This is a genomic window from Pseudomonas sp. R43(2017) (genome assembly GCF_002112345.1).
Lineage (GTDB): Bacteria > Pseudomonadota > Gammaproteobacteria > Pseudomonadales > Pseudomonadaceae > Aquipseudomonas > Aquipseudomonas kribbensis.
Genome location: NZ_NEHJ01000012.1, coordinates 176,405 through 199,657, shown reverse-complemented (window position 1 = coordinate 199,657; position 23,253 = coordinate 176,405). Strand labels below are relative to the sequence as shown.

Sequence of the window (23,253 nt, the reverse complement as noted above, 5' to 3'; positions counted from 1 at the left end):
CGGAGACGATGTGGTGCAGGGTCAGCAGCAACACATGATGATCATCGGCCAGTCGCACCAGGCGCCCGCGAATCAGCGGATCGTCCTGCAAATCGAACGGCCCCGAGGCTTCGCCCTGAATCAGCGCGAGCAAGGCGTCGTCGGCCTGCGGGTGCCGGCGCAAGTCCTCGACCCGCAGCAGCACTCCACTGTCGAGGGGCGCGATCAGCACCTGGGCTTCATCGTTGAACTGAGCGAAGCGGCTGCGCAGGGTTTCGTGACGCTCGACGATCCGCGCCAATGCCCGTTGCAGGGCCACTTCGTCGAGGCGACCGCGCAGGCGCAGCCCGAGGGGAATGTTGTAGGCGGTATTCGCCCCTTCCAGTTGCGCCATGAACCACAACCGTTGCTGGGCAAACGACAACGGCAGCGTGCCGTCACGCGGCGCCGGCATGATCGCCGGTTGCGTGCAGCGTCCGGCCTGGGCCAGCACCTCGGCCACAGCGGCGAGCTCGGCGTTGGCAAACAGTTCGGCGAGGGTCAGTTCCACCCCCAGCCGCTGGCGCACCTGAGACAGCATGCGCATCGCCAGCAGCGAGTGGCCGCCCAGTTCAAAGAAATGATCCTGACGTCCGACCTGCTCGACCTGCAGCACCTCTGCCCAGATCTGCGCCAAGGTGGTTTCCAGTTCACCTTGCGGTGCCTGATAGTCGCGGGTGAACAAGGCGCTGCGATCCGGCACCGGCAAGGCCTTGCGATCGACTTTGCCGTTGGCGGTCAGCGGTAGCGCGTCGAGCCTGACGAAGGCCGCCGGCACCATGTACTCCGGCAACTGGGTCAACAGGTGCGCCCGCAGTTCGGCCACGGCCAGCGGCTCAACCTGTGCCTGTTCGGTGAAATACGCCACCAGTCGCACCTGCCCGGGTTCGTCTTCACGGGCCACCAGCACCGCTTCCTGAATGCCGGGCAACTGGTTGAGGCGGGTTTCGATTTCGCCCAGTTCGACCCGCACGCCACGGATTTTCACCTGATCGTCGTTGCGCCCCAGGTACTCGATGGAGCCGTCGGCGCGCCAGCGCGCCAGGTCGCCGGTGCGGTACATGCGCCCGTGGTTGAACGGGTCGCGCAGGAAGCGCTCTTCGGTCAGATCAGGTCGATTCAGGTAACCCCGAGCCACACCGGCGCCACCCACATACAGTTCTCCGGCCACGCCAACCGGCACCGGGCGCTGCTGTTCATCGAGCAGGTACACCGTCGCGTTGGCGATCGGTTTGCCGATGTGCAGCGCCTGCCCCGCCTCGACGATGCCCGAGGTGGCAACCACCGTGGCCTCGGTCGGGCCGTAGTTGTTGACCACATCAAAGGACTGCTGACGGTTGAACTGACGCAGACGGTCGCCGCCGATCAGCAGTGTGCGCAAGGTCGGGTGATCGAGGTTCTGGCTGAACGCGTATTCGGCCACCGGTGTCGGCAGGAAACTCACGTCCAGCGGCTGCGCGCACCACCAGTCGAGCAACGCGTCCACGTCTTCGCTGCCGTCGCGGGCCGGCGCCAGATGTAGGGTCGCGCCAGCGCACAGGGCCGGCCAGACTTCCCAGGCCATGGCGTCGAAACCGAAACCGGCAAGGCTCGACGTGTGGCGCCCGGCGCACAGGTCGAACGCCTTGCAGTGCCAGTCGACGAGGTTGCTCAAGGTGTGGTGCTCGACCATCACGCCCTTGGGCAGACCGGTGGAGCCCGAGGTGTAGATGACGTAGGCCAGGTGTTCGCGGGTCATGCCCGGCACCTGTGGATTGCCGGTCTCGGTGTCCGGCCAGGCCTGCAAATCGAGGTCGATCACCGGCACGTCCAGTGCCGGCAGTCGTTCACGCAAATCACTCAGGCACAGCACCGCCACCGGCGCACTGTCGCTCAACAGATAGTTCAGACGCTCCGCCGGATGCGCCGGATCCACCGGCACATAACCGGCCCCGGTCTTGAGAATGGCCACCAGTCCGACCAATGTATCCAGCCCGCGTCGGGCGACTATGGCCACCCGATCATCAGGACGAACGCCCAGCCCGATCAGGTGATGAGCCAAGGTGTTGGCCTGCCGGTTCAGCTCGGCAAAGGTCAACGCCTGCCCCTGACTGACTGCCGCGACCGCTGCGGGCCGCTCGATCACCTGCGCTTCGAATCGCTGCGCAATGGTCAGCCCCGACACAAACTCCGCGTGCGTGTCGTTGAACGCAACCAGCAACTGTTCACGCTCGTGAGCCTGCACCATATCGAGCTGTTCCAGCTGCGCCTGATCGTTGGCGACCATCGCGTGCAGCAGTTGCTCGAAGTAACCGACATAACGCTGGATCGTCGATTCATCGAACAGCGCCGTGGCGTATTCCAGCACACCGCGAATGCCATCGCGGGTTTCGCCCAACGTCAGCGACAGGTCGAACTTGGCGAAGCGGGTCGGACCGGCCACGCTTTCCAGCGCCATCTCCCCCAGTTCCAGCGCCGGCCCGACGCTGTTTTCCCAGCTCAGGGTGGTCTGGAACAACGGACTGTGGGACAGGCTGCGCGCCGGCCGGGTAACTTCCACCACCTGCTCGAACGGCAAATCCTGATGGGCCTGGGCCTGCAATGTAAGCGTTTTCACCCGGGCCAGCAACGCCTCGACGCTGAGCCCGCCCGAGGTGTCGATCCGCAGGGCCAGGGTATTGATGAACAAGCCGATCAGCCCTTCGATTTCCACACGACCACGGTTGGCAACCGGCGAGCCGATCACAACGTCCGACTGGCCGGACAAGCGACCGAGCAGCAGCGCCCAGGCACTCACCATCGTCATGTACATCGTCACGCCATGGCGCTGGCTGAGTGCTTTGAGGCCGGCGCTCAGCGGTTCATCGAGCCGGAACTCGACGCTGCTGCCGGTGTAATCCTGTTGCGCCGGACGCGGTCGATCGGTCGGCAGCACCAGCAAGGTCGGGGCCCCGGCCAGGGTCTGCTGCCAGTAATCGCTCTGTTGCTGCAGCACTTCGCCGCTCAGCCAGCGGCGTTGCCAGATCGCGTAGTCGGCGTATTGCAGCGCCAGCGGCGGCAGCGGATCGGCCTCACCCTGGCTGAACGCTTGATACAGCGCCATCAGCTCGCGGGTCAGCACGCCCATCGACCAGCCATCGGAAATGATGTGGTGCAGGGTCAACAGCAATACATGGTGATCGTCGGCCAACCGCACCAGACATCCGCGAATCAACGGATCGTTCTGCAAGTCGAACGGGGTCGAGGCCTGTTCACGGATCAACGCCTGCATGGCTTCGTCGGCGTGTGGATGCTGACGCAGATCCTCGACCCGCAGCAGCAGGCCGCTGTCGACCGGCGCAATCATCACCTGCACGTCATCGTCGTGCGGGACGAAACGGCTGCGCAGGGTTTCGTGGCGGTCGATGATCCGCGCCAGTGACCGTTGCAGCGCCGCCTCGTCGAGATGACCGCGCAAGCGCAGGCCCAGCGGGATGTTGTAGGCGGTGTTGACCCCTTCCATACGCGCCAAGAACCACAGCCGCTGCTGGGCGAACGACAGCGGCAGCGCGCCGTCCCGTGGCACCGGCAACATGGCCGGCTGCGAGCTGCGTCCGGCCTGGGCCAGCACTTCGGCGACCGCGGCCAGTTCGGCATTGGCAAACAAGTCGCTCAGGGCCAGTTCGACGCCCAGACGTTGGCGAACCTGGGACACCATGCGCATCGCCAGCAACGAGTGGCCACCCAGTTCGAAGAAGTGATCCCGGCGCCCGACCTGCTCGACCTGCAGCACTTCGCCCCAGATCCGTGCCAGCGCGATTTCCAGTTCGCCGTGCGGTGCTTCGTAATGGCGGGTGAACAACGCCGCGCGATCCGGCGCCGGCAGGGCCTTGCGGTCAACCTTGCCGTTGGCGGTCAGCGGCAATGCGTCCAGTCGCACGAAGGCCGCTGGCACCATGTACTCGGGCAACTGCGCCAGCAGGCAGGCGCGCAGCTCGGCCACCGGTTGCGGTTCGACTTGAGCCTGTTCGGTGTAATAGGCCACCAGACGTGGCTGGCCGGGTTCGTCTTCACGAGCCAGCAATACCGCTTCCTGAATGCCGGGGAGCTGGTTGAGACGGGTTTCAATCTCGCCCAGCTCAATTCGCACCCCGCGAATCTTCACCTGGTCGTCGTTGCGTCCCAAGTATTCGAGGGTGCCGTCGTCCTGCCAGCGCGCGAGGTCACCGGTGCGGTACATGCGCCCGCTGTTGAACGGATCGTCGAGAAAGCGCTCGGCCGTCAGGTCCGGACGATTCAGATAACCCCGGGCAACCCCGGCGCCCCCGACATACAACTCCCCCGCCACGCCAATGGGCACCGGACGTTGCTGCTCATCCAGCAGATACACCGTGGCATTGCTCACCGGCCGGCCGATATGCAGCGCCTGCCCGGCTTCGACCTTGCCAGAGGTCGCCACCACCGTGGTTTCGGTCGGGCCGTAATTATTGATCACGTCGAAATGCCGGTGACGACTGAACTGCCGCAAGCGATCCCCGCCGATCAGCAGTGTGCGCAAGGTCGGGTGTTCGAGGTTCTGACTGAAGGCATATTCGGCCACCGGGGTCGGCAGGAAGCTCACATCCAGCGGTTGCGCACGCCACCAGTCGAGCAAGGCGTCGATGTCTTCGTTGCCGTCGCGGGTCGGGGCCAGGTGCAGGGTCGCGCCGGCACACAGGGCCGGCCAGACTTCCCAGGCCATGGCGTCGAAGCCGAACCCGGCAAGGCTTGAAGTGTGGCGCCCGGCGCACAGATCGAACGCGCCGCAATGCCAGTCGACGAGGTTGGACAGGGTGCGGTGTTCGACCATCACGCCCTTGGGCAGACCGGTCGAGCCCGAGGTGTAGATCACGTAGGCCAGATGCTCGGCGGTCAGGCCCGGCACCTGCGGATCGAGGGCCAGGCTCAGTGGCCAGGTGCGGCGGTCAAGGTCGATCACCGGTACATCGAGCGTCGGCAACCGGTCACGCAGATCGCTCTGGGTCAGCACCACGACCGGGGCACTGTCGCTGAGCAGGTAGCTCAGGCGTTCGGGCGGATGCGCCGGGTCAACCGGCACATAACCGGCCCCGGCCTTGAGAATCGCCAGCAGCCCCGCCAGCGTATCGAGCCCTCGGCGGGCGACGATGGCCACGCGATCATCGGGGCGAACACCCAGGCTGATCAGATGATGCGCCAGTGCGTTGGCGTGCAGGTTCAGCTCGGCATAGGTCACTTGTTCACCGAGGAACACCGCCGCCACCGCTTCCGGCCGCTCGATGACTTGCGCCTCGAAACGCTGATGAATCGTCAACCCTTGCGGGTAGTCGGCCGGAGTGGCGTTGAAGCCGCGCAGAATCTGCTCGCGCTCCGCCTCCGGGAGGATCGGCACCTGGCTGACCGGCGAATCCGGCGCCTGCTCCAGCGCGGACACCAGACCGTTCAGGGCGCCGAGCATGTAATCGCACACCCGTTGCGGATCGACTTCAGTGGTGGCGAGCAGGGTCAGGCTGAAGGCGTCGCCCAGGTCGTCGATACTCAGGGTCAGCGGATAGTTGGTGCGCTCTTCCGAGTGCAGGGTAGTAATGCCTTCCCATGCCGACAGGGTTTGTGCGCTGGCCGAAGCGGCGCCATGGCTGTGACGGTAATTGAGCAAGGCGCTGAACAGCGGCGTCGGTGCGGCCACGCTGCTGCAGCGCTGGGCCAGCGCCAGCGGCGCGTGTTCATGGCGCATCAAGGTGGTCAGGCGTGCGTGGGTCGCCTGCACGGCGTTGCGCACGCTCTGAGCATCGACGTCTACTCGCACCGGCAGGGTGTTGATGAAAATGCCCAGCGCCCGGTCGGTGGCTTCGGCGCCTTGCAGACGGCCCATCAGCACCGTGCCGAACACCACGCGTTGCTTGCCGGCGAGCGTGGCCAGCACCTGCGCCCAGGCCAGGTGGAACAGACTGGCCGCACTCACTCCAAGCTGCCGTGCCTGCCCCCGCAGGCGTTGGCCCAAGGCCGGTTCGACCGGCACGCTCAGTTCGGTGATGCCGTGCCCGTCGCCCTGCACATCCTGCAGGCCGAATGGCAGAGTCGGCTCGTCGATGTCACCGAGCATTTCGCGGAAGAACGATTCGTGCTCGGTTTCGCTGACACCCAGCCGCGCCTGCGCCACATAGTCACGAAACGCGACCGGCCGCCCCAGCAGATGGCCCTGCCCCGTGAGGAACGCACGCATCTCGTGACGCACCACGTCGAGCGCCGAGTGATCCAGCGCCATGTGGTGAAACAGCAAAGTCGCGACCACCCGCTGCCCGGCTTCATCCCAGGCATGGGCCAGGCGCATCATCGGCGCCCGGCTTACATCCATGCGAAATTCCCGGGCATCGAAACGTTCGTGCAAATACGCCAGCGCATCGCCTTCGGCATCGATCTCTTCCACCGGCAATTCGGCCTTACGCCAGACCACTTGCTGCGGCGTATCCAGCCCCTCCCAGACCACCGCCGTACGGAGGATGTCGTGGCGATCGATCACAGCCTGCAAGGCCTCAACGAACGCGTTCAAACGCCCGCGATCGGCAAAGGCGAAATGCGCCTGCATCACGTACGGATCGCCCTGGGTGGCGCTGACGTGGTGGTAAAGAATGCCTTCCTGCAACGGCGCCAGCGGGTAGATGTCCTGCACATTGGCCGCGCCGCCCGGCACATCGTCCACCAGTCGGTCGATGGTCGCCTGATCGAGTTCGGCCAGGGTCAGCATCGCCGGGGTAATGCGCGTGGTGCCGGGTGCAATGCCATTGGCCGGCACGTCGACCTGACCGCTCTTGGTCGCTGAATATTGCCCAGCCTTGATCAGCTCGATCAGCGCCGGTTTGTGCTCGCGCAACAGCGCCAGCACCGCCGGATCGCTCAGCGCCTGTTTGTTGCCTTGTACGCGCAACTGGTCGTCGGTGACCGCCAACTGGATGTCTTTCGCTTTAAGTGTTGCCAACAGTTCGATCACGTTCACAGGACGATCTCCATTCTTTCCGTAATTGCGGCGTATCCGGCCAGGGTCGGTTGTTCGAACAACGACCTGACCTCGGCTTCCATGCCTTCCTGACGTAACCGGCCGATCAGACTGACCGCCAGCAATGAGTGCCCGCCCAGTTCAAAAAAGTTGTCGTGGCGCCCTACCCGTTCCACGTTGAGCAGCTCGGCCCACAATCCGGCGAGGAGAATTTCCACCTCGCCGACTGGCGCTTCGTACTCGCGAGTGATGACCGAAGCCTGATCCGGTGCCGGCAAGGCCTTGCGGTCGAGCTTGCCGTTGGGGCTCAGCGGCAGCGCATCGAGGTGCACGAACACCGCCGGCACCATGTAATCCGGCAGGTGTTCCAGCAGGTGACCGCGCAGCACGTCGATTTCCAGCCGGGCGCCGGTGTAATAAGCGACCAGGCGTTTGTCCCCCGGCACGTCTTCGCGAGCCAGCACCGCGGCTTCCTGCACGCCGCCGATGTCGGTCAGGCGGGACTGGATTTCACCCAGTTCGATACGCAGGCCACGGATCTTCACCTGATCGTCGTTGCGGCCCAGGTATTCGATGTTGCCGTCGGCCAGATAACGGGCGACGTCGCCGGTGCGGTACATCCGGCCCTTGGGCTGGAACGGGTCGTTGAGGAACCGCTCGGCGCTGAGTTCTGGACGGTTCAGATAACCGCGTGCCACTTGCACACCACCGATGTACAGCTCGCCGACTACGCCTTGCGGCACCGGTTGTTGCTGGGCATCGAGGATGTACATACGGGTGTTGGCGATCGGTTTGCCGATCGGCGTGTTGTCCGGGGTAGTGTCGACAGGCCCGGCGCAATCCCATGCGGTAACGTCCACCGCTGCTTCGGTCGGGCCGTACAGGTTATGCAGACCACTGTTCGGCAATTGCTGCTTGAAGCGCCGCACCAGACTGCCCGGCAAGGCCTCACCGCTACACATCACCTGACGTAAACCGCCGCAACTTGCGGTGTCGCCATGGGCAAGGAACACGTCGAGCATCGACGGCACGAAGTGCAGCGTGGTGATGCGTTCTTGCTCGATTACTTCGCTCAGATACAGCGGATCCTTGTGCCCGCCGGGACGGGCCATCACCAGTCGCGCACCGGTCATCAACGGCCAGAAGAATTCCCACACCGAGACGTCGAAGCTGAATGGCGTCTTTTGCAGCACTGAATCTTCAGCCGTCAGGCGATAGGCGTCCTGCATCCACAGCAAGCGGTTGACCACTCCGGAGTGCTCGTTGATCACACCTTTCGGCTGGCCGGTGGAGCCTGAGGTGTAGATCACGTAAGCCGTGTGTTGCGGGGTCAGTTCATCGACGGAAAGGTTATCCGCCGACAACGATTGCCAGGTGTCGTGATCCAGATCGACCACCGGCACCGCGACTTCACCCAGCAACGAGCGAGTCGAACCCTGCACCAGCACCGCCGACGGTGCGCTGTCCTCCAGCATGTAGGCCAGACGCTCCAACGGATACGCCGGATCCAGCGGCACATAACCGCCGCCAGCCTTCAAAATGGCCAGCAACCCGACCACCATTTCCAGCCCCCGCTCGACGCAGATCGCCACCCGCGCATCCGGGCCAACACCCAAACCGCGCAAGTGATGGGCCAAGCGATTGGCCCGAGCATTCAGCTCGGCATAACTCAGTCGCTGCTCGCCGGAAAGCACCGCCACAGCCTGCGGCGACCGCAAGACCTGCGCCTCGAACAGACCGTGGATGCTCTGCTGAAGGTCATAACCGACATCGGTCGCGTTGAAGTCGAACAACAGCCGCTGCCGCTCTGCCCCCTCAAGAATCGGCAAACGATTCATGGCCCGCGTCGGTGCCTGCTCCAGCGCCTCCACCAACGCCAACAACGCCGTCTGCATGTAACCGCAAATCCGCTGCGCGCCGATGTCCGCCGGCACCATGGCAATCAGCGAGAAGCCGTTGCCCAGGTCATCGACGTTCAGGCTCAGCGGGTAGTTGGTGCGCTCTTCGCTGCTCAGGGTCTCGATGCCCTGCCAGGCCTGAACCACGCTGTCCGCATGCTCTGCACCGTGGCTGTGTCGGTAGTTGAGCATCGCGCTGAACAACGGCGACGGCGCCGCGATTCCGCTGCAACGCTGGGCCAGTGCCAACGAAGCGTGTTCGTGGCCCAGCAACGCGGTGAGACGCTGATGCGTCGCCTTGACCGCCTCGCGCACCGGGGTGTCACCCAGATCGACCCGCAACGGCAAGGTGTTAATGAACATGCCCAGTGCGCGGTCGGCACCCTGGCCACCCTGCATCCGGCCCATCAGCACGGTGCCGAACACCACATTGTCCTGCCCGGAGGTCGCCGCCAGTACCTGGGCCCAGGCAAGGTGGAACAGGCTGGCCACGCTGATGCCCATCTGCCGTGCCTGACTGCGCAGGCGCAGGTTCAGGCCACTGTCGAGGACCTGCTGCACTTCCTCGATGCCGCGTCCGTCGCCGCGCACATCGCGCAGACTGAACGGCAGGGTCGGCTCGTCGATGTCGCCGAGCATGTCTCGGAAAAACGCTTCATGCTCCTGCTCGGTGACACCCAGCCGCGCCTGCGCCACGTAATTGCGGTACGGCACCGCCGCCGGCAACGGCTCGTCGGAACCGCGCAAGTACGCCTGCATTTCGTGGCGCACCACTTCCAGCGCGGTGTGGTCGAGCACAATGTGATGGAACAACAGCATCGCCACCACCCGGCCACGGGCCGGATCCCGGGCATACACCAGACGCAGCAACGGCGCCTGGGCGATGTCGAGGCGGCAATGCCGCGCATCGAATCGGGCATGCAGCTGCTCAAGAATGTCGCCAGCCGCAGGATCGAGCAGGACCTCCTGCACCACCAGTTCAGCCTTTCGCCACACGACTTGCACCGGCACGCTCAAGCCTTCCCACACCACACCCGTGCGCAGCACGTCATGGCGATCGATGACCTGTTGCAACGCCGCACTGAAACGCTGCACACGTTCAAGACTGTCGAACGCGATACGCGATTGCAGCAGGTACGGATCGCCTTCGCCCGCACTCAAGTGATGGTAAAGAATGCCTTCCTGCAACGGCGCCAGCGGATAGATGTCCTGCACATTGGCAGCGCCGCCCGGCACGCTGGACACCACACGATCAATGGCGGCCTGATCCAGCGTGACCAGCGTCAGCATCTCCGGAGTGATGCGAGTGCAATCGGCTGCGATGCGGTTGGCCGGCACTTCGATTTCGCGACCGCTGCCCACGGCCGCAGCCAGCGCGGCCAGGGTCGGCTGACTGAACAGCACGCGCACATCGGTGCTCAGGCCGATCTGGCGCATGCGTTCGATCAGGCTCACCGCCAGCAGCGAGTGCCCGCCCAGTTCGAAGAAGTGATCGTGGCGCCCCACCCGTTCGACGTTCAGCACCTCGCCCCACAATCGGGCCAGGGCGATTTCGGTCTCGCCGAGCGGAGCCTCGTACTCGCGCACCAGCACCGACTCGGCGCCGGGAGCCGGCAGTGCCTTGCGATCCACCTTGCCGTTGGGGCTCAGTGGCAGGCTGTCGAGCACGACGAAGGCCGACGGCACCATGTAGTCCGGCAGGCGTGCAAGCAAATGTTCACGCAACGCCTCGATCCCCGGTTGCCCGACCTCGGCGTGCCAGGTGAAGTACGCCACCAGACGCTCTTCACGCACCAGCACCACAGCCTCACGCAGGGCCGGATGGCTGAGCAGTTGCGCTTCAATTTCACCCAACTCCAGGCGCAGGCCACGCAGCTTGACCTGGAAGTCGTTGCGCCCGATGAATTCGAGCTGGCCATCGGCGCGGTAGCGCACCAGGTCGCCCGTGGCATACAACCGGTCGCCGGCCACGAACGGGCTCGGGATAAACCGTTCGGCCATCAACTGCGGCAGGCCCAGATAGCCCCGCGCAACCCCGGCACCGCCAATGAACAACTGACCGATGACGCCCATCGGCACCGGCCGCTCGGCAGCATCCAATACATACAGACGGGTGTTGTTGATCGGCCGCCCGATCGGCAAGGCGCCGTCCGGCACCGGCATCGACGGTTCCAGCGTCCACACCGTGCTGTCGACCGTGGCTTCGGTCGGGCCGTAAACGTTGTGCAGGCGCACCTGCGGCAGACGCTCGCGCACAAGGCGCGCCAGCGCCGGTGTCAGGTCGCCGCCGCCACAGAACACATCAGTGAGGCTGCTGCACTGGCTGACGTCGTCCTGCTCGAGGAACTGTTGCAACAACACCGGCACGAACTGGATCACGCTGATCCGCTGCTCACGAATCACCTGCGCCAGATACGCCGGCTCGCGGTGTCCGTCAGGACGCGCCAGCACCAGCCGCAGCCCGGCGCTCAACGGCCAGAACAGCTCCCAGACCGAGGCATCGAAACTGAACGGGGTTTTCTGCAACAGCGCGCCGTCCGTCACGACGGGACACAGCTGCGAACTCCAGTGCAGCAGGTTACCGACGCCACGATGCTCGACCATCACACCTTTCGGCGCCCCGGTCGAACCGGAGGTGTAGATCACGTAGGCCAGGTTCGAAGCGCTCAGGTTCGGTACTTGCGGATTGTCCTGCGGGTTGAATGTCCAGTGGTCCTGATCCAGATCGATCACCAGCGCGGAGCTCTCGTCGAGCAATGCGCGAGTCGCCCCGTGTACCAGCACTGCCACCGGGTTGCTGTCCTTGAGCATGTAATCCAGACGCTCCGCCGGGTACGCCGGGTCCAGCGGTACGTAGGCACCGCCCGCCTTGAGGATGCCAAGCAGACCGACCATCAGTTCCAGCCCGCGCTCGACGCAGATCGCCACCCGCGAATCCGGCCCCACACCCAGTTCGCGCAGGTGATGGGCCAGACGGTTGGCCTGAGCATTGAGTTCGGCGTAGGTCAGCCGCTGTTCACCGGCCTGCAACGCGATGGCTTGCGGCGTACGTTGGACTTGCGCTTCGAACAGCCCGTGAACGGTCTGCTCCAGATTGTCTGTGGTGCCGGTGTCGTTAAGGTCGTACAGCACCTGCTGACGCTCTGCGCCGTCGAGGATCGGCAAGCGATTCAGCGGCTGATCCGGTGCCTGTTCCAGGGCGTCCGCGAGTTTCTCCAGCGCGGTCTGCATGTAGTCGCAGATGCGCTGTGAACCGATGTTCGCCGGGGTCATGGCAGTCAGCACGAAACCATTGCCCAGATCATCGACGCCCAGGCTCAGCGGATAGTTGGTGCGTTCTTCGCTGCTCAGGGTCTCGATGCCTTGCCAGGCCTGACGCAGGTTTTGCTGTTGCGCCTCGTCGGCGCTGTGCCGGTAGTTGAGCATCGAACTGAACAGCGGCGACGGCGCGGCCACCCCGCTGCAACGCTGGGCCAGCGCCAGCGAAGCGTGCTCATGACCGAGCAATGCGCTCAAGCGCGCATGCGTCGCCCGAGCCCCATCGCGCACCGGGGTTTCACCGAGATCGACCCGCAGCGGCAAGGTGTTGATGAACATCCCCAGCGCCCGGTCGGCACCCTCGCCGCCCTGCATCCGGCCCATCAGCACCGTGCCGAATACCACACGATCCTGCCCGGATGTCGCCGCCAGCACCTGCGCCCAGGCGAGGTGGAACAGGCTGGCCACGCTGATGCCCAGTTGCCGGGCCAGGCTGCGCAGACGCTGGCCGGTTGCAGCCGTCAGGGCCTGTTGCGTTTCCTCGATGTCGCGACCGTCGCCTTGCACATCCTGCAAGCCGAACGGCAAGGTCGGCTCGTCGATGTCGCCGAGCATGTCGCGGAAGAACGTTTCGTGGTCCTGCTCGCTGACACCCAGCCGCGCCTGCGCCACGTAGTTGCGATAAGGCACCGCCGCGCCCAGCGAGGCTTCGCGCCCTTGCAGGCAGGCGAGCATTTCGTGCTGCACCACGTCCAGCGCGGTGTGATCCATCACCACATGGTGGAACAGCAACATCGCGACCACCCGATCATGAGCCGGATCACGGGCATACACCAGCCGCAGCAACGGTGCCTGGCTGATGTCGAGGCGGTAGTGACGGGCATCGAAACGCCCGTGCAACTGTTCAAGGACGTCGCCATCCGCCGGGTCGAGCACAATCTCCTGCACCGCCAGTCCGGCGAGACGCCACACCACCTGCATCGGCGCGGCCAGTTCCTGCCAGATCACCGCCGTGCGCAGGATGTCGTGGCGGGCAATGACCTGACGCAGCGCCGCCGCGAACGCTTCCACACGTTCGACACTGTCGAAGGCCAGCCGTGACTGCAGCAGGTACGGATCGCCCTGCTCCGCGCTCAAGTGGTGATAAAGGATGCCTTCCTGCAACGGCGCCAGCGGATAGATGTCCTGCACGTTGGCGGCGCCGCCCGGCACCGTGGCGACGATCCGGTCGATGCCGGCCTGATCCAGTTCGGTGAGGCTCAGCAGGTCCGGGGTGATGCGCGTGCAATCAGCAGGAATGCGGTTGGCCGGCACTTCGATTTCGCGACCACTGCCCACCGCTGCCGCCAGCGCGGCCAGGGTTGGCTGGCTGAACAGTACGCGCACGTCGGTGCTCAGGCCGATCCGACGCAGGCGCTCGATCAGGCTCACGGCCAGCAGCGAATGGCCGCCCAGTTCGAAGAAGTTGTCGTGACGACCGACCTTTTCCAGCTTCAGGACATCCGCCCAGATCTGCGCCAGTGCGGTTTCCACCGGGCCCTGCGGGGCTTCGTATTCGCGGCTGAGCCAGGCGTTCTGATCCGGTTCCGGCAAGGCCTTGCGGTCGAGTTTGCCGTTGGCGGTCAGCGGCAACGTGTCGAGTCGCACGTAAGCTGCCGGAATCAAGGCTTGCGGCAGAAGCCCTTGCAGATGATTGCGCAGGGTTTCGATATCGGCCGGTGCCCGTTCGGTGAACCACACCAGCAACTGCCCGTCGCGCACCAGCGCCACGGCGTCCTGCACCGTCGGATGGCAGGCCAGCGCGGCTTCGATTTCCCCCAGTTCGACCCGCACGCCGCGCAGTTTCACCTGATCGTCGTTGCGACCGAGGTATTCGATGTTGCCGTCCGCCAACCAGCGTGCGAGGTCGCCGGTGCGGTACATCCGCGCCTGCGGCTGATCGCTGAACGGATCAGTGAGGAAGCGTTCGGCGGTCATTTCTGGACGATTCAGGTAACCCCGCGCTACACCGGCGCCAGCGACGTACAACTCCCCCGCCACACCCACCGGCACCGGGCGTTGCTGGTCATCCAGCAGATAGATGCGGGCGTTGGCCATCGGCCGGCCGATGTGCAGCGGCTGACCGACTTCCACCGGGCCGGAGGTCGCGACCACCGTGGCCTCGGTCGGGCCATAGTTGTTGATCACCGCAAAGCGCTGCGCACGGTTGAACTGGCGCAGTTTGTCGCCACCGATCAGCAAGGTGCGCAGGGTCGGGTGTTGCAACTCACGGCTGAAGGCGTATTCGGCCACCGGCGTCGGCAGGAAACTCACCTGCAACGGCTGCGCCCGCCACCAGTCGAGCAGTTCGTCCAGGTGTTCATTGCTCACCGATTCCGGCGGCAGGTGCAGGGTCGCGCCGACGCACAGCGCCGGCCAGACCTCCCAGGCCATCGCATCGAAACCGAAACCGGCAACACTGGCGGTGTGGCTGCCGACATGCAGGTCGAAGGCTTCGGCGTGCCAGTGCACGAGGTTTTCCAAAGTCGCGTGTTCGACCATCACGCCTTTCGGCTGGCCGGTGGAGCCCGAGGTGTAAATCACGTACGCAAGATTTGCCGGGGTCAGGTACGGCAGTTGCGGGTTGCTGTCAGGCAGGTGTTGCCAGGCGTCGCTGTCCAGATCGATCACCGGCATCATGCCCGGCAGATCCCGGGTCGAGGCCTGGACCAGCACAGCCACCGGATCGCTGTCCTGCAACAGGTAAGCAATACGCTCCACCGGGTGCGCCGGATCCACCGGCACATAACCGGCGCCGGCCTTGAGAATCGCCAGCAGCCCCACCAGCATCTGCGGCCCGCGACGCACGCAAATGGCGACGCGGTCGTCCGGTTGCACACCGAGGCCGATCAAATGATGGGCCAGTTGGTTGGCGCGCTGATTGAGCTGCCCGTAGGTCAGCTGTTGCGCGCCCTGAATCACGGCGAGTGCATTCGGGTTGTGCCGGGCCTGCGCCTCGACCAGTGCGTGAATCGTCGCGCCACGGGGATAGGCCGTGACCGGAGGATTGAAACCCTCGACCAGACGCTCCAGTTCTGCGGTCGAAAGGATCGGCAAGCGGTTCAACGGTTTTTGCGGCGTCTGTTCCAGCGCCTGCACCAGTTGTTCCAGCGCGGTGTGCATGTAACTGCAAATCCGTTGCGCACCGATCTGGCTCACCGCCAGAACCGACAAGGCAAACCCTTCACCCAGATCGTCAACGCTCAGGGTCAGCGGGTAGTTGGTGCGCTCTTCACCGCCGAGTTTCTGCACGCCCTCCCAGATGCCCTGGCCGTTCTGCGACTGTTGCGCAGGCGCGCTGTGACGGTAGTTGAACAAGGCACTGAAAAGCGGCGACGACGCCGCAACACCACTGCAACGCTGGGCCAGCGCCAGTGAGGCGTGTTCATGCCCCAGCAACGCGGTCAGTCTTGCGTGAGTCGCCTTGACCCCGTCCCGCGCACCAGCGCCGACATCGATGCGCAGCGGCAAGGTGTTGATGAACACCCCCAGCGCCCGGTCGGCACCATCGCCGCCCTGCATCCGCCCCATCATCACCGTGCCGAACACCACATCGCGGCGGTTCGACAGCACGCCCAGCACTTGCGCCCAGGCCAGGTGCATCAGGCTGGCAGCGCTCACGCCCAGTTGCCGCGCCTGTTCACGCAGACGCACGTTGAGTTCGGTGGCCACCGGTTGCAGCGCTTCTTCGATGCCGTGACCGTCGCCCTGCACGTCCCGCAGCCCCAGCGGCAGGGTCGGCTCGTCGATGTCGCCGAGCATCTCGCGGAAAAACGCTTCGTGTTCCTGCTCGCTGAGCCCCAGGCGTGCCTGGGCCACGTAGTTGCGATAGGGAATCGGCGCCGAAAGGCTATCGACCTCACCGAACATTACACCGCGCATTTCATCGACGATCACCTCCAGCGCGGTGTGATCGAGAATCAGGTGGTGAGACAGCAGGATCGCCACCACGCGCTGCTGCTTCGGATCTTCGGCATACACCATGCGCAGCAGCGGTCCCTGGCTGATGTCGAGGCGGTAGTGACGGGCATCGAAGCGCTCGTGCAATTGCTCGAGGATGTCGCCCTGGGCCGAGTCCAGCGTCACGTGCTGAACCACCAGTTCGGCGTGGCGCCACACCACTTGATGAGGCGTCGCCAGGCCTTCGTGGACAACGCTGGTACGCAGGATGTCGTGGCGTGCGATGACCTGCTGCAAGGTGTCGGTGAAGGTGCGCAGGCGTTCGACACTGTCGAAGGCCAGCCGTGATTGCAGCAGGTACGGGTCGCCCTGCTCCGCGCTCAAGTGGTGATAAAGGATGCCTTCCTGCAACGGCGCCAGCGGATAGATGTCCTGCACGTTGGCGGCGCCGCCCGGCACCGTGGCGACGATCCGGTCGATGCCGGCCTGATCCAGTTCGGTGAGGCTCAGCAGGTCCGGGGTGATGCGCGTGCAATCAGCAGGAATGCGGTTGGCCGGCACTTCGATTTCGCGACCACTGCCCACCGCTGCCGCCAGCGCGGCCAGGGTTGGCTGGCTGAACAGTACGCGCACGTCGGTGCTCAGGCCGATCCGACGCAGGCGCTCGATCAGGCTCACGGCCAGCAACGAGTGCCCGCCCAACTCGAAGAAGTTGTCGTGGCGACCGACCTTTTCCAGCTTCAGGACATCAGCCCAGATCTGCGCCAGCGCGGTTTCCACCGGGCCTTGCGGGGCTTCGTATGCCTGACTGAGCCAGGCGCCCGGATCCGGCATTGGCAAGGCTTTGCGGTCGACCTTGCCGTTGTTGTTCAGCGGCAAGGCGTCGAGTTGTACCCAGGCCGAGGGCACCATGTATTCCGGCAGGCGCGACTGCAATTGTTCGCGCAGGCTGGCGCTGTCCACGCCCTCTTCGGCGGTGAAATACGCCACAAGGCGCAGCGGTTCCTGACCGTCCCGACGGGCCAGCACGATGGCTTCCTTGACCCCTTCGCAATTCAGCAGGCGGTTTTCGATTTCCCCCAGTTCGATGCGGAAACCACGGATTTTCACCTGATCGTCGTTACGTCCGATGCATTCCAGTTGGCCCGGTGCCAGCCAGCGTGCGAGGTCGCCGGTGCGATACAGCAGCGCGTCCGGCTGATCGCCGAACGGGTCTTGCAGGAATTTTTCGGCGGTCAGGTCCGGGCGATTCAAATAGCCCAGCGCCACGCCCTGGCCGCCGATGTACAGCTCGCCGGTAACGCCCATCGGCACCGGTTGCTGACAGGCGTCGAGCACATAGACCTGGGTGTTGGAGATCGGGCCGCCAATCGGCACGCTGTCAGCATCTTCTGCCACTTCGCGCACTTCGAAGGTTGTGGCGTAGGTGGTGGTTTCGGTCGGGCCGTAGCAGTGAACGATGCGCAGGTCCGGCGCCTCGGCGAGCAAGCGGCGGAACGCGGCTGGGTCGGCACGTTCGCCACCGCACAGCACCATGCGCAGGCCCTTCAGGGCTTCGGGAATCAGTTGCACATACTGATTGAACAGCGCAGTGGTGACGAACAGGATCGTGACGCCCGAAGCCGCCAATACCTGCCCGAACACGTTTGGATCAAGCAAGGTGTCATGATCGATGACCACCACGCGCCCGCCGTTGAGCAACGGCCCCCAGACGTCCATGGTGCTGGCGTCAAATGCCGGGTTGGAGGCGAACGCCACGCGATCCTGCGGATTGAAATCGGCATAGCCGTTGTTGATCACCAGTCGCCCGATGGCCCGGTGCGGCACCATCACCCCTTTCGGTGTGCCGGTGGAACCGGAGGTGTACATGATGTAGACCACGGATTCCGAAGACTGCGGCAGGTCCGGGTTGTGCGTCGGTTGCGCGTCGAGTTTCAGCGCATCGAGGTCGATCCGACGCACGCTGTAGTCGACTGACTCGGTGCTCAAGGTCAGCAGCGCTTTCGCCCCGCAGTCTTCAACCATGAACGCCTGACGCTCGGCCGGCGCGTTGATATCCAGCGGCACATAAGCCGCCGCGCATTTGCCGATGGCCAGTTGCGTGACCAGCAGATCCAGCGAGCGCGACAGCAGGATCGCCACGTGGTCGCCCGGCTGCACGCCCTGCCCGATCAGGTGATGGGCCAGGCGATTGGCCCGTTGATTCAGTTCTTCATAGGTCAACTCGGTGTTGCCATGCACCGCCGCCACGGCTTGCGGATGCCGTTTCACTTGCTGCTCGAACAGACCATGCACCGTCGAACCTGACGGGTACTCCCGCTGAGTCGCATTGAACCCGACCAGCAATTCCCGACGCTCATCCGGAGGCAAAATCGACAACTGATCGACGCCCCGTTGCGGCGTCTGCTCCAGCGCCTGCACCAGACTGTCGAAGGCAATGTTGATGTACTCGCAGACCCGCGCCCCATTGATGCCCGGCACCGCCTGCACACTCAGACGCAAACCTTCGCCAAGGTCATCGACGCTGACCACCAGCGGATAGTTGCTGCGCTCGCGGGAGCTGAGCAGTTCAATGCCATCCAGCGTCAGCCCCGCCGCCTGCGGTGCGCTGTGGCGATAGTTGAGCAACGTGCCGAACAGCGGCAACGAGCCGGAAACCCCGCTGCAACGCTGGGCCAGCGCCAGTGACGCCTGTTCATGGGCGAGCAATTGCGCCAGCCGTTCATGGGTGGCGAGCACGCTGTCGCGCACCGCCGTGGCGGTCACGCTGACCCGCAGCGGCAAGGTGTTGATGAACAGGCCCAACGCTCGGTCGGCGCCCTCGCCGCCCTGCATCCGGCCCAGCAGCACCGTGCCGAACACCACCTCGTCCCGGCCGGAAATCTGTGCCAGAACCTGCGCCCAGGCCTGGTGCGCCAGACTCGCCACGCTGATGCCGAGCCGGCGTGCCTGCTCACGCAGACGCAAGGCCAGCGCGGTGTCTAGCGTGAGTTGGCTGTCGAGCACCGCGCTGCCGTCGCCGTGCACGTCCTGCACGCCGAACGCCAGGGTCGGCTCGTCGATGTCGCCGAGCATGTCGCGGAAAAACTCTTCATGGGCCTTGGCATCCACACCAAGCCGTGCCTGCGCGACATAGTTGCGGTACTGCACCGGGGTCGCCAGTTCGGCGGCGTGACCGTGCAGCACGCTGTTCATCTCGCTCACCAGCACTTCCAGCGCGGTGTGATCGAGCATCAAGTGATGCATCAGCAGGATGCCGACCCAGCGCTTTTGCTGCGGATCCTCGGTGTAGGCAAAACGCATCATCGGTGCGCGGCCCAGGTTCAGACGGTAGTGACGCGGGTCGAAGCGCGCCTGCATCTGTTGCAGCACGTCGCCTTCCAGTGCTTCGTCATCCACCCGCTCAAGCGCCAGCGGTGCCGCACGCCAGACCACTTGCACCGGCTCTTCGAGGCCTTCCCAGACCACGCTGGAACGCAGGATGTCGTGGCGCGCGATCACCACATTGACGGCGCGGACAAACGCCTTGACCGACTTGATCCCGTCAAACACAAACTGCGCCTGCAACACGTAAGGATCGCCCGCAGTCGCGGCCATGTGGTGATACAGAATCCCCGACTGCAACGGCGCCAGGGCGTAGATGTCCTGCACGTTGGCGACGCCACCGGGAACGCTTTCCACGATCCGGTCGATGCCGGCCTGATCGAGTGAGGCCAGGGGCAGCATGTCTGGCGTGATGTGTTGGCAGTCAGGGGTGATGCGATTGACCGGTACTTGAACGCCGGACGACGCACCCAGGGTTGCCGCCAGTCCTGCCACGGTTGGCCGACCGAACAGAACCCGCACATCGCAGCTCAATTCCTGCTGGCGCATGCGCTCGACCAGTTTCACCGCCAGCAAGGAATGGCCGCCCAGCTCAAAGAAATTGTCATGGCGCCCGACCTTCTCGACGTTCAGCAGGGTCTGCCAGATCTCGGCGATTCGGCATTCCACCTCGCCGACCGGCGCCTCGTACCCGCGCAGCAAATGGCCGCTTTGATCCGGCGTCGGCAAGGCCTTGCGGTCGAGTTTGCCGTTGGGGCTCAGGGGCATGGCGTCGAGATGGACGAATGCCGTCGGCACCATGTAATCCGGCAACTGCTCCAGCAGATGGCTGCGCAGTTCGCCGATGTCCAGCGGCTCACCGCTGTAGTACGCCACCAGCCGTGGATCGCCGGCCACGTCTTCGCGCACCAGCACTTCTGCGGCGAGCACGGTGTCGAGTTGCATCAGCCGCGCCTGGATTTCCCCGAGTTCGATACGCAAGCCGCGAATCTTCACCTGATCGTCGTTGCGACCGAGGTATTCGAGGTTGCCGTCGGCCCGATAGCGGCACAGGTCACCGGTGCGGTACAGCCGCGCGTTCGGCTGATCGCTGAACGGATCGTCGAGGAAACGCTCGGCGGTGAGCGACGCAAGATTCAGGTATCCACGCGCCACCTGCACGCCACCGATGTACAGCTCACCGGCCACGCCCAGCGGCAACGGTTGCAACTGTTCATCGAGGATGTACAAACGGGTATTGCTGACCGGCCGGCCGATGGGCAGCAGCACCTCTGGCACCGGCATCGACGGCTCCAGCGTCCACACCGTGCTGTCCACAGTGGTTTCGGTCGGGCCGTAGACGTTGTGCAAGCGCACCTGCGGCAGACGCTCGCGGACTTGACGGGCTAACGCCGGCGTCAGCTCGCCGCCGCCACAGAACACATCCGTGAGGCTGGTGCACTGGCTGACGTCTGCCACGTCGAGGAACTGTTGCAACAGCGCCGGGACGAACTGGATCACGCTGATGCGCTGCTCGCGCACCACGTGCGTCAAGTACGCCGGTTCGAAGTGCGCGTCAGGGCGCGCCAGTACCAGACGCAGACCAGTCGTCAGCGGCCAGAACAGCTCCCAGACCGAGGCGTCGAAACTGTAAGGGGTTTTCTGCAACAGGGCGCCGTCCACCACAGGCGGGCACACCTGCGAGCTCCAATGCAGCAGATTACCCAGGCCACGATGCTCGACCATCACCCCTTTCGGCGTGCCGGTGGAACCCGAGGTGTAGATCACGTAGGCCAGGTTCGAAGCGTTGAGGCCCGGCACCTGAGGGTTCTGATCGGGGTAGTCCTGCCAGTGATCCTGATCGAAATCGAGCAACGGCACGCCGCCCGCCTCGAACAGCGCCCGGGTCGCGCCGTGCGCCAGCAGCGCCACCGGGGCGCTGTCCTTGAGCATGTAGCTCAGGCGTTCCGCCGGGTACGCCGGATCCAGCGGCACATAAGCACCGCCGGCCTTGAGAATGCCCAGCAGGCCGATCACCAGTTCAGGCCCGCGTTCGACGCAGATCGCCACCGGTGTATCCGGCCCGACACCCAGCTCACGCAACCGGTGAGCCAGGCGATTGGCCCGGGCATTGAGTTCGACATACGTCAGTGACTGCTCGCCGGACTGCAACGCGATGGCCTGCGGCGTGCGCTCGACCTGAGTCTCGAACAGGCCATGAACGGTCCGCTCCAGGTCGAGATCGACACGTGTGTCATTGAAGTCCACCAGCAATTGCTGCCGCTCCTGCTCCGGCAAAACCGGCAACTGGTTGATCAGCGTCTCAGGCGACTGTTCCAGGGCATCGAGCAAGCCGTCGAGTGCGGTTTGCACATAGGCGCAGACCCGTTCGGCACCGATGCCGGTCGGGGCGATGGCAGATAACCGGAAACCACTGCCCAGGTCATCGACGCTCAGGGTCAGCGGATAGTTGGTCGGTTCCTTGCCACTCAGGACCTGGACGCCGGGGGCCAGGTCGATCACCGCGGCAACATCACCGACAGCGCTGTGGCGATAGTTGAGCATGGCGCTGAACAACGGCGTCTGCGCACTCAACGCGCTGCACCGCTGGGCCAGTGCCAGCGAGGCCTGTTCATGGGCGAGCAAGGCGCTCAGCCGCCGGTGCGTGGCGAGCACGCCGTCGTGGACGCTTTGCGCGCCGACATCGACCCGCAGCGGCAAGGTGTTGATGAACATGCCCAGCGCCTGCTCGCCGCCGTCGCCCGCCTCCATCCGCCCCAGCAACACGGTGCCGAACACCACCGAGGTGCGCCCGGACAACTGGCCCAATACCCGCGCCAGCGCCAGGTGCATCAGGCTCGCCACGCTTACGCCGAGTTGCCGCGCCTGCGTGCGCAGTCGCAGGTTCAGATCGTCAGTAAGTCTGAGCTGTGCGTCTTCGAAATCCTGCCCGCCGCCCTGAACATCCTGCAGGCCCCACGGCAGTGTCGGCTCGTCGATATCGCCGAGCATCTCGCGGAAGAACGTTTCGTGGGCCTGCTCATTGAGCGCCATGCGCGCCCGCGCCAGGTGATTGCGGAACGGCACCGCCGCCGCGACCAGCTCGGTCTGCCCTTGCAGCCAGGCCTGGATTTCCCGGCGCACCACGTCCAGCGCCACGTGGTCGATGATCATGTGATGGAACAGCAGCAGCGCGACGATCCGCCCCTGCGCCGGATCCCGCGCATAGACCAGGCGCAGCAGCGGCGCCTGTTGCAGATCAAGGCGCAAGTGACGGGCGTCGTAACGCGCCTGCAACTGGCTGAACACATCGGTGGACGTGTCGAGCTGCACCTCTTCGCAGACCAGCGGCGCCTGGCGCCAGACCACTTGCACCGGTTCGTCCAGGCGCTCCCAGACAAACGAGGTGCGCAGAATGTCGTGACGGTCGATCACCCATTGCAAGGCCTGGGCAAACGCGTCGAGGCGCTCGTGACTGTCGAACGTGAATTGCGCCTGTTGCACATACAGATCGCCTTCACCGGCGGCGAGGTGCAGATACAGCATGCCTTCCTGCAACGGCGCCAGCGGATAGATGTCCTGCACATTCGCCACGCCACCCGGCACGGTGGCGACGATGCGGTCGATGGCCGGCTGATCCAGTTGCACCAGCGGCAGCATGTCCGGGGTGATGCGCAGCGCCGGGCTCGACCAGTCGCCGCCGTGGCTCGCCACCAGCTCCAGCAACTGCGCCTTGTGCTTGGCGAGGCTGTCCCAAAGCGCGTCGTCCAGCGCCTCGTCGTCGCCCAGAATGACCAGGTCTTCATCGTCCTGTTGAAGGCGGATCGCATGGGTGGAAATAACAGCCATCAGCTCGCGAAATTGCAT

At 64.7% G+C, this 23,253-nt stretch carries 2 protein-coding genes (1 of these 2 running past the window's edge); both read right to left on the bottom strand.

All coding sequences use genetic code 11. From position 1 onward, the window contains the following. Positions 1–6,988, bottom strand: partial view of a non-ribosomal peptide synthetase gene (locus CAG02_RS29085; RefSeq protein ID WP_085708570.1) — the start only. It extends 7,661 nt beyond the left edge of the window; only the first 6,988 of its 14,649 coding nucleotides appear in the window; it begins with the start codon at positions 6,986–6,988; the stop codon falls past the left edge of the window. Then, positions 6,985–23,253, bottom strand: coding sequence for a non-ribosomal peptide synthetase (locus CAG02_RS29080; protein WP_085708571.1), 16,269 nt, complete (start codon positions 23,251–23,253; stop codon positions 6,985–6,987). Before CAG02_RS29080 ends, CAG02_RS29085 begins: the two co-directional genes overlap by 4 nt.

What these genes read in the sequence shown, in the direction of transcription:
- CAG02_RS29080 (WP_085708571.1), bottom strand. Translation starts at nt 23,253, where the DNA reads ATGCAATTTCGCGAGCTGATGGCTGTTATTTCCACCCATGCGATCCGC.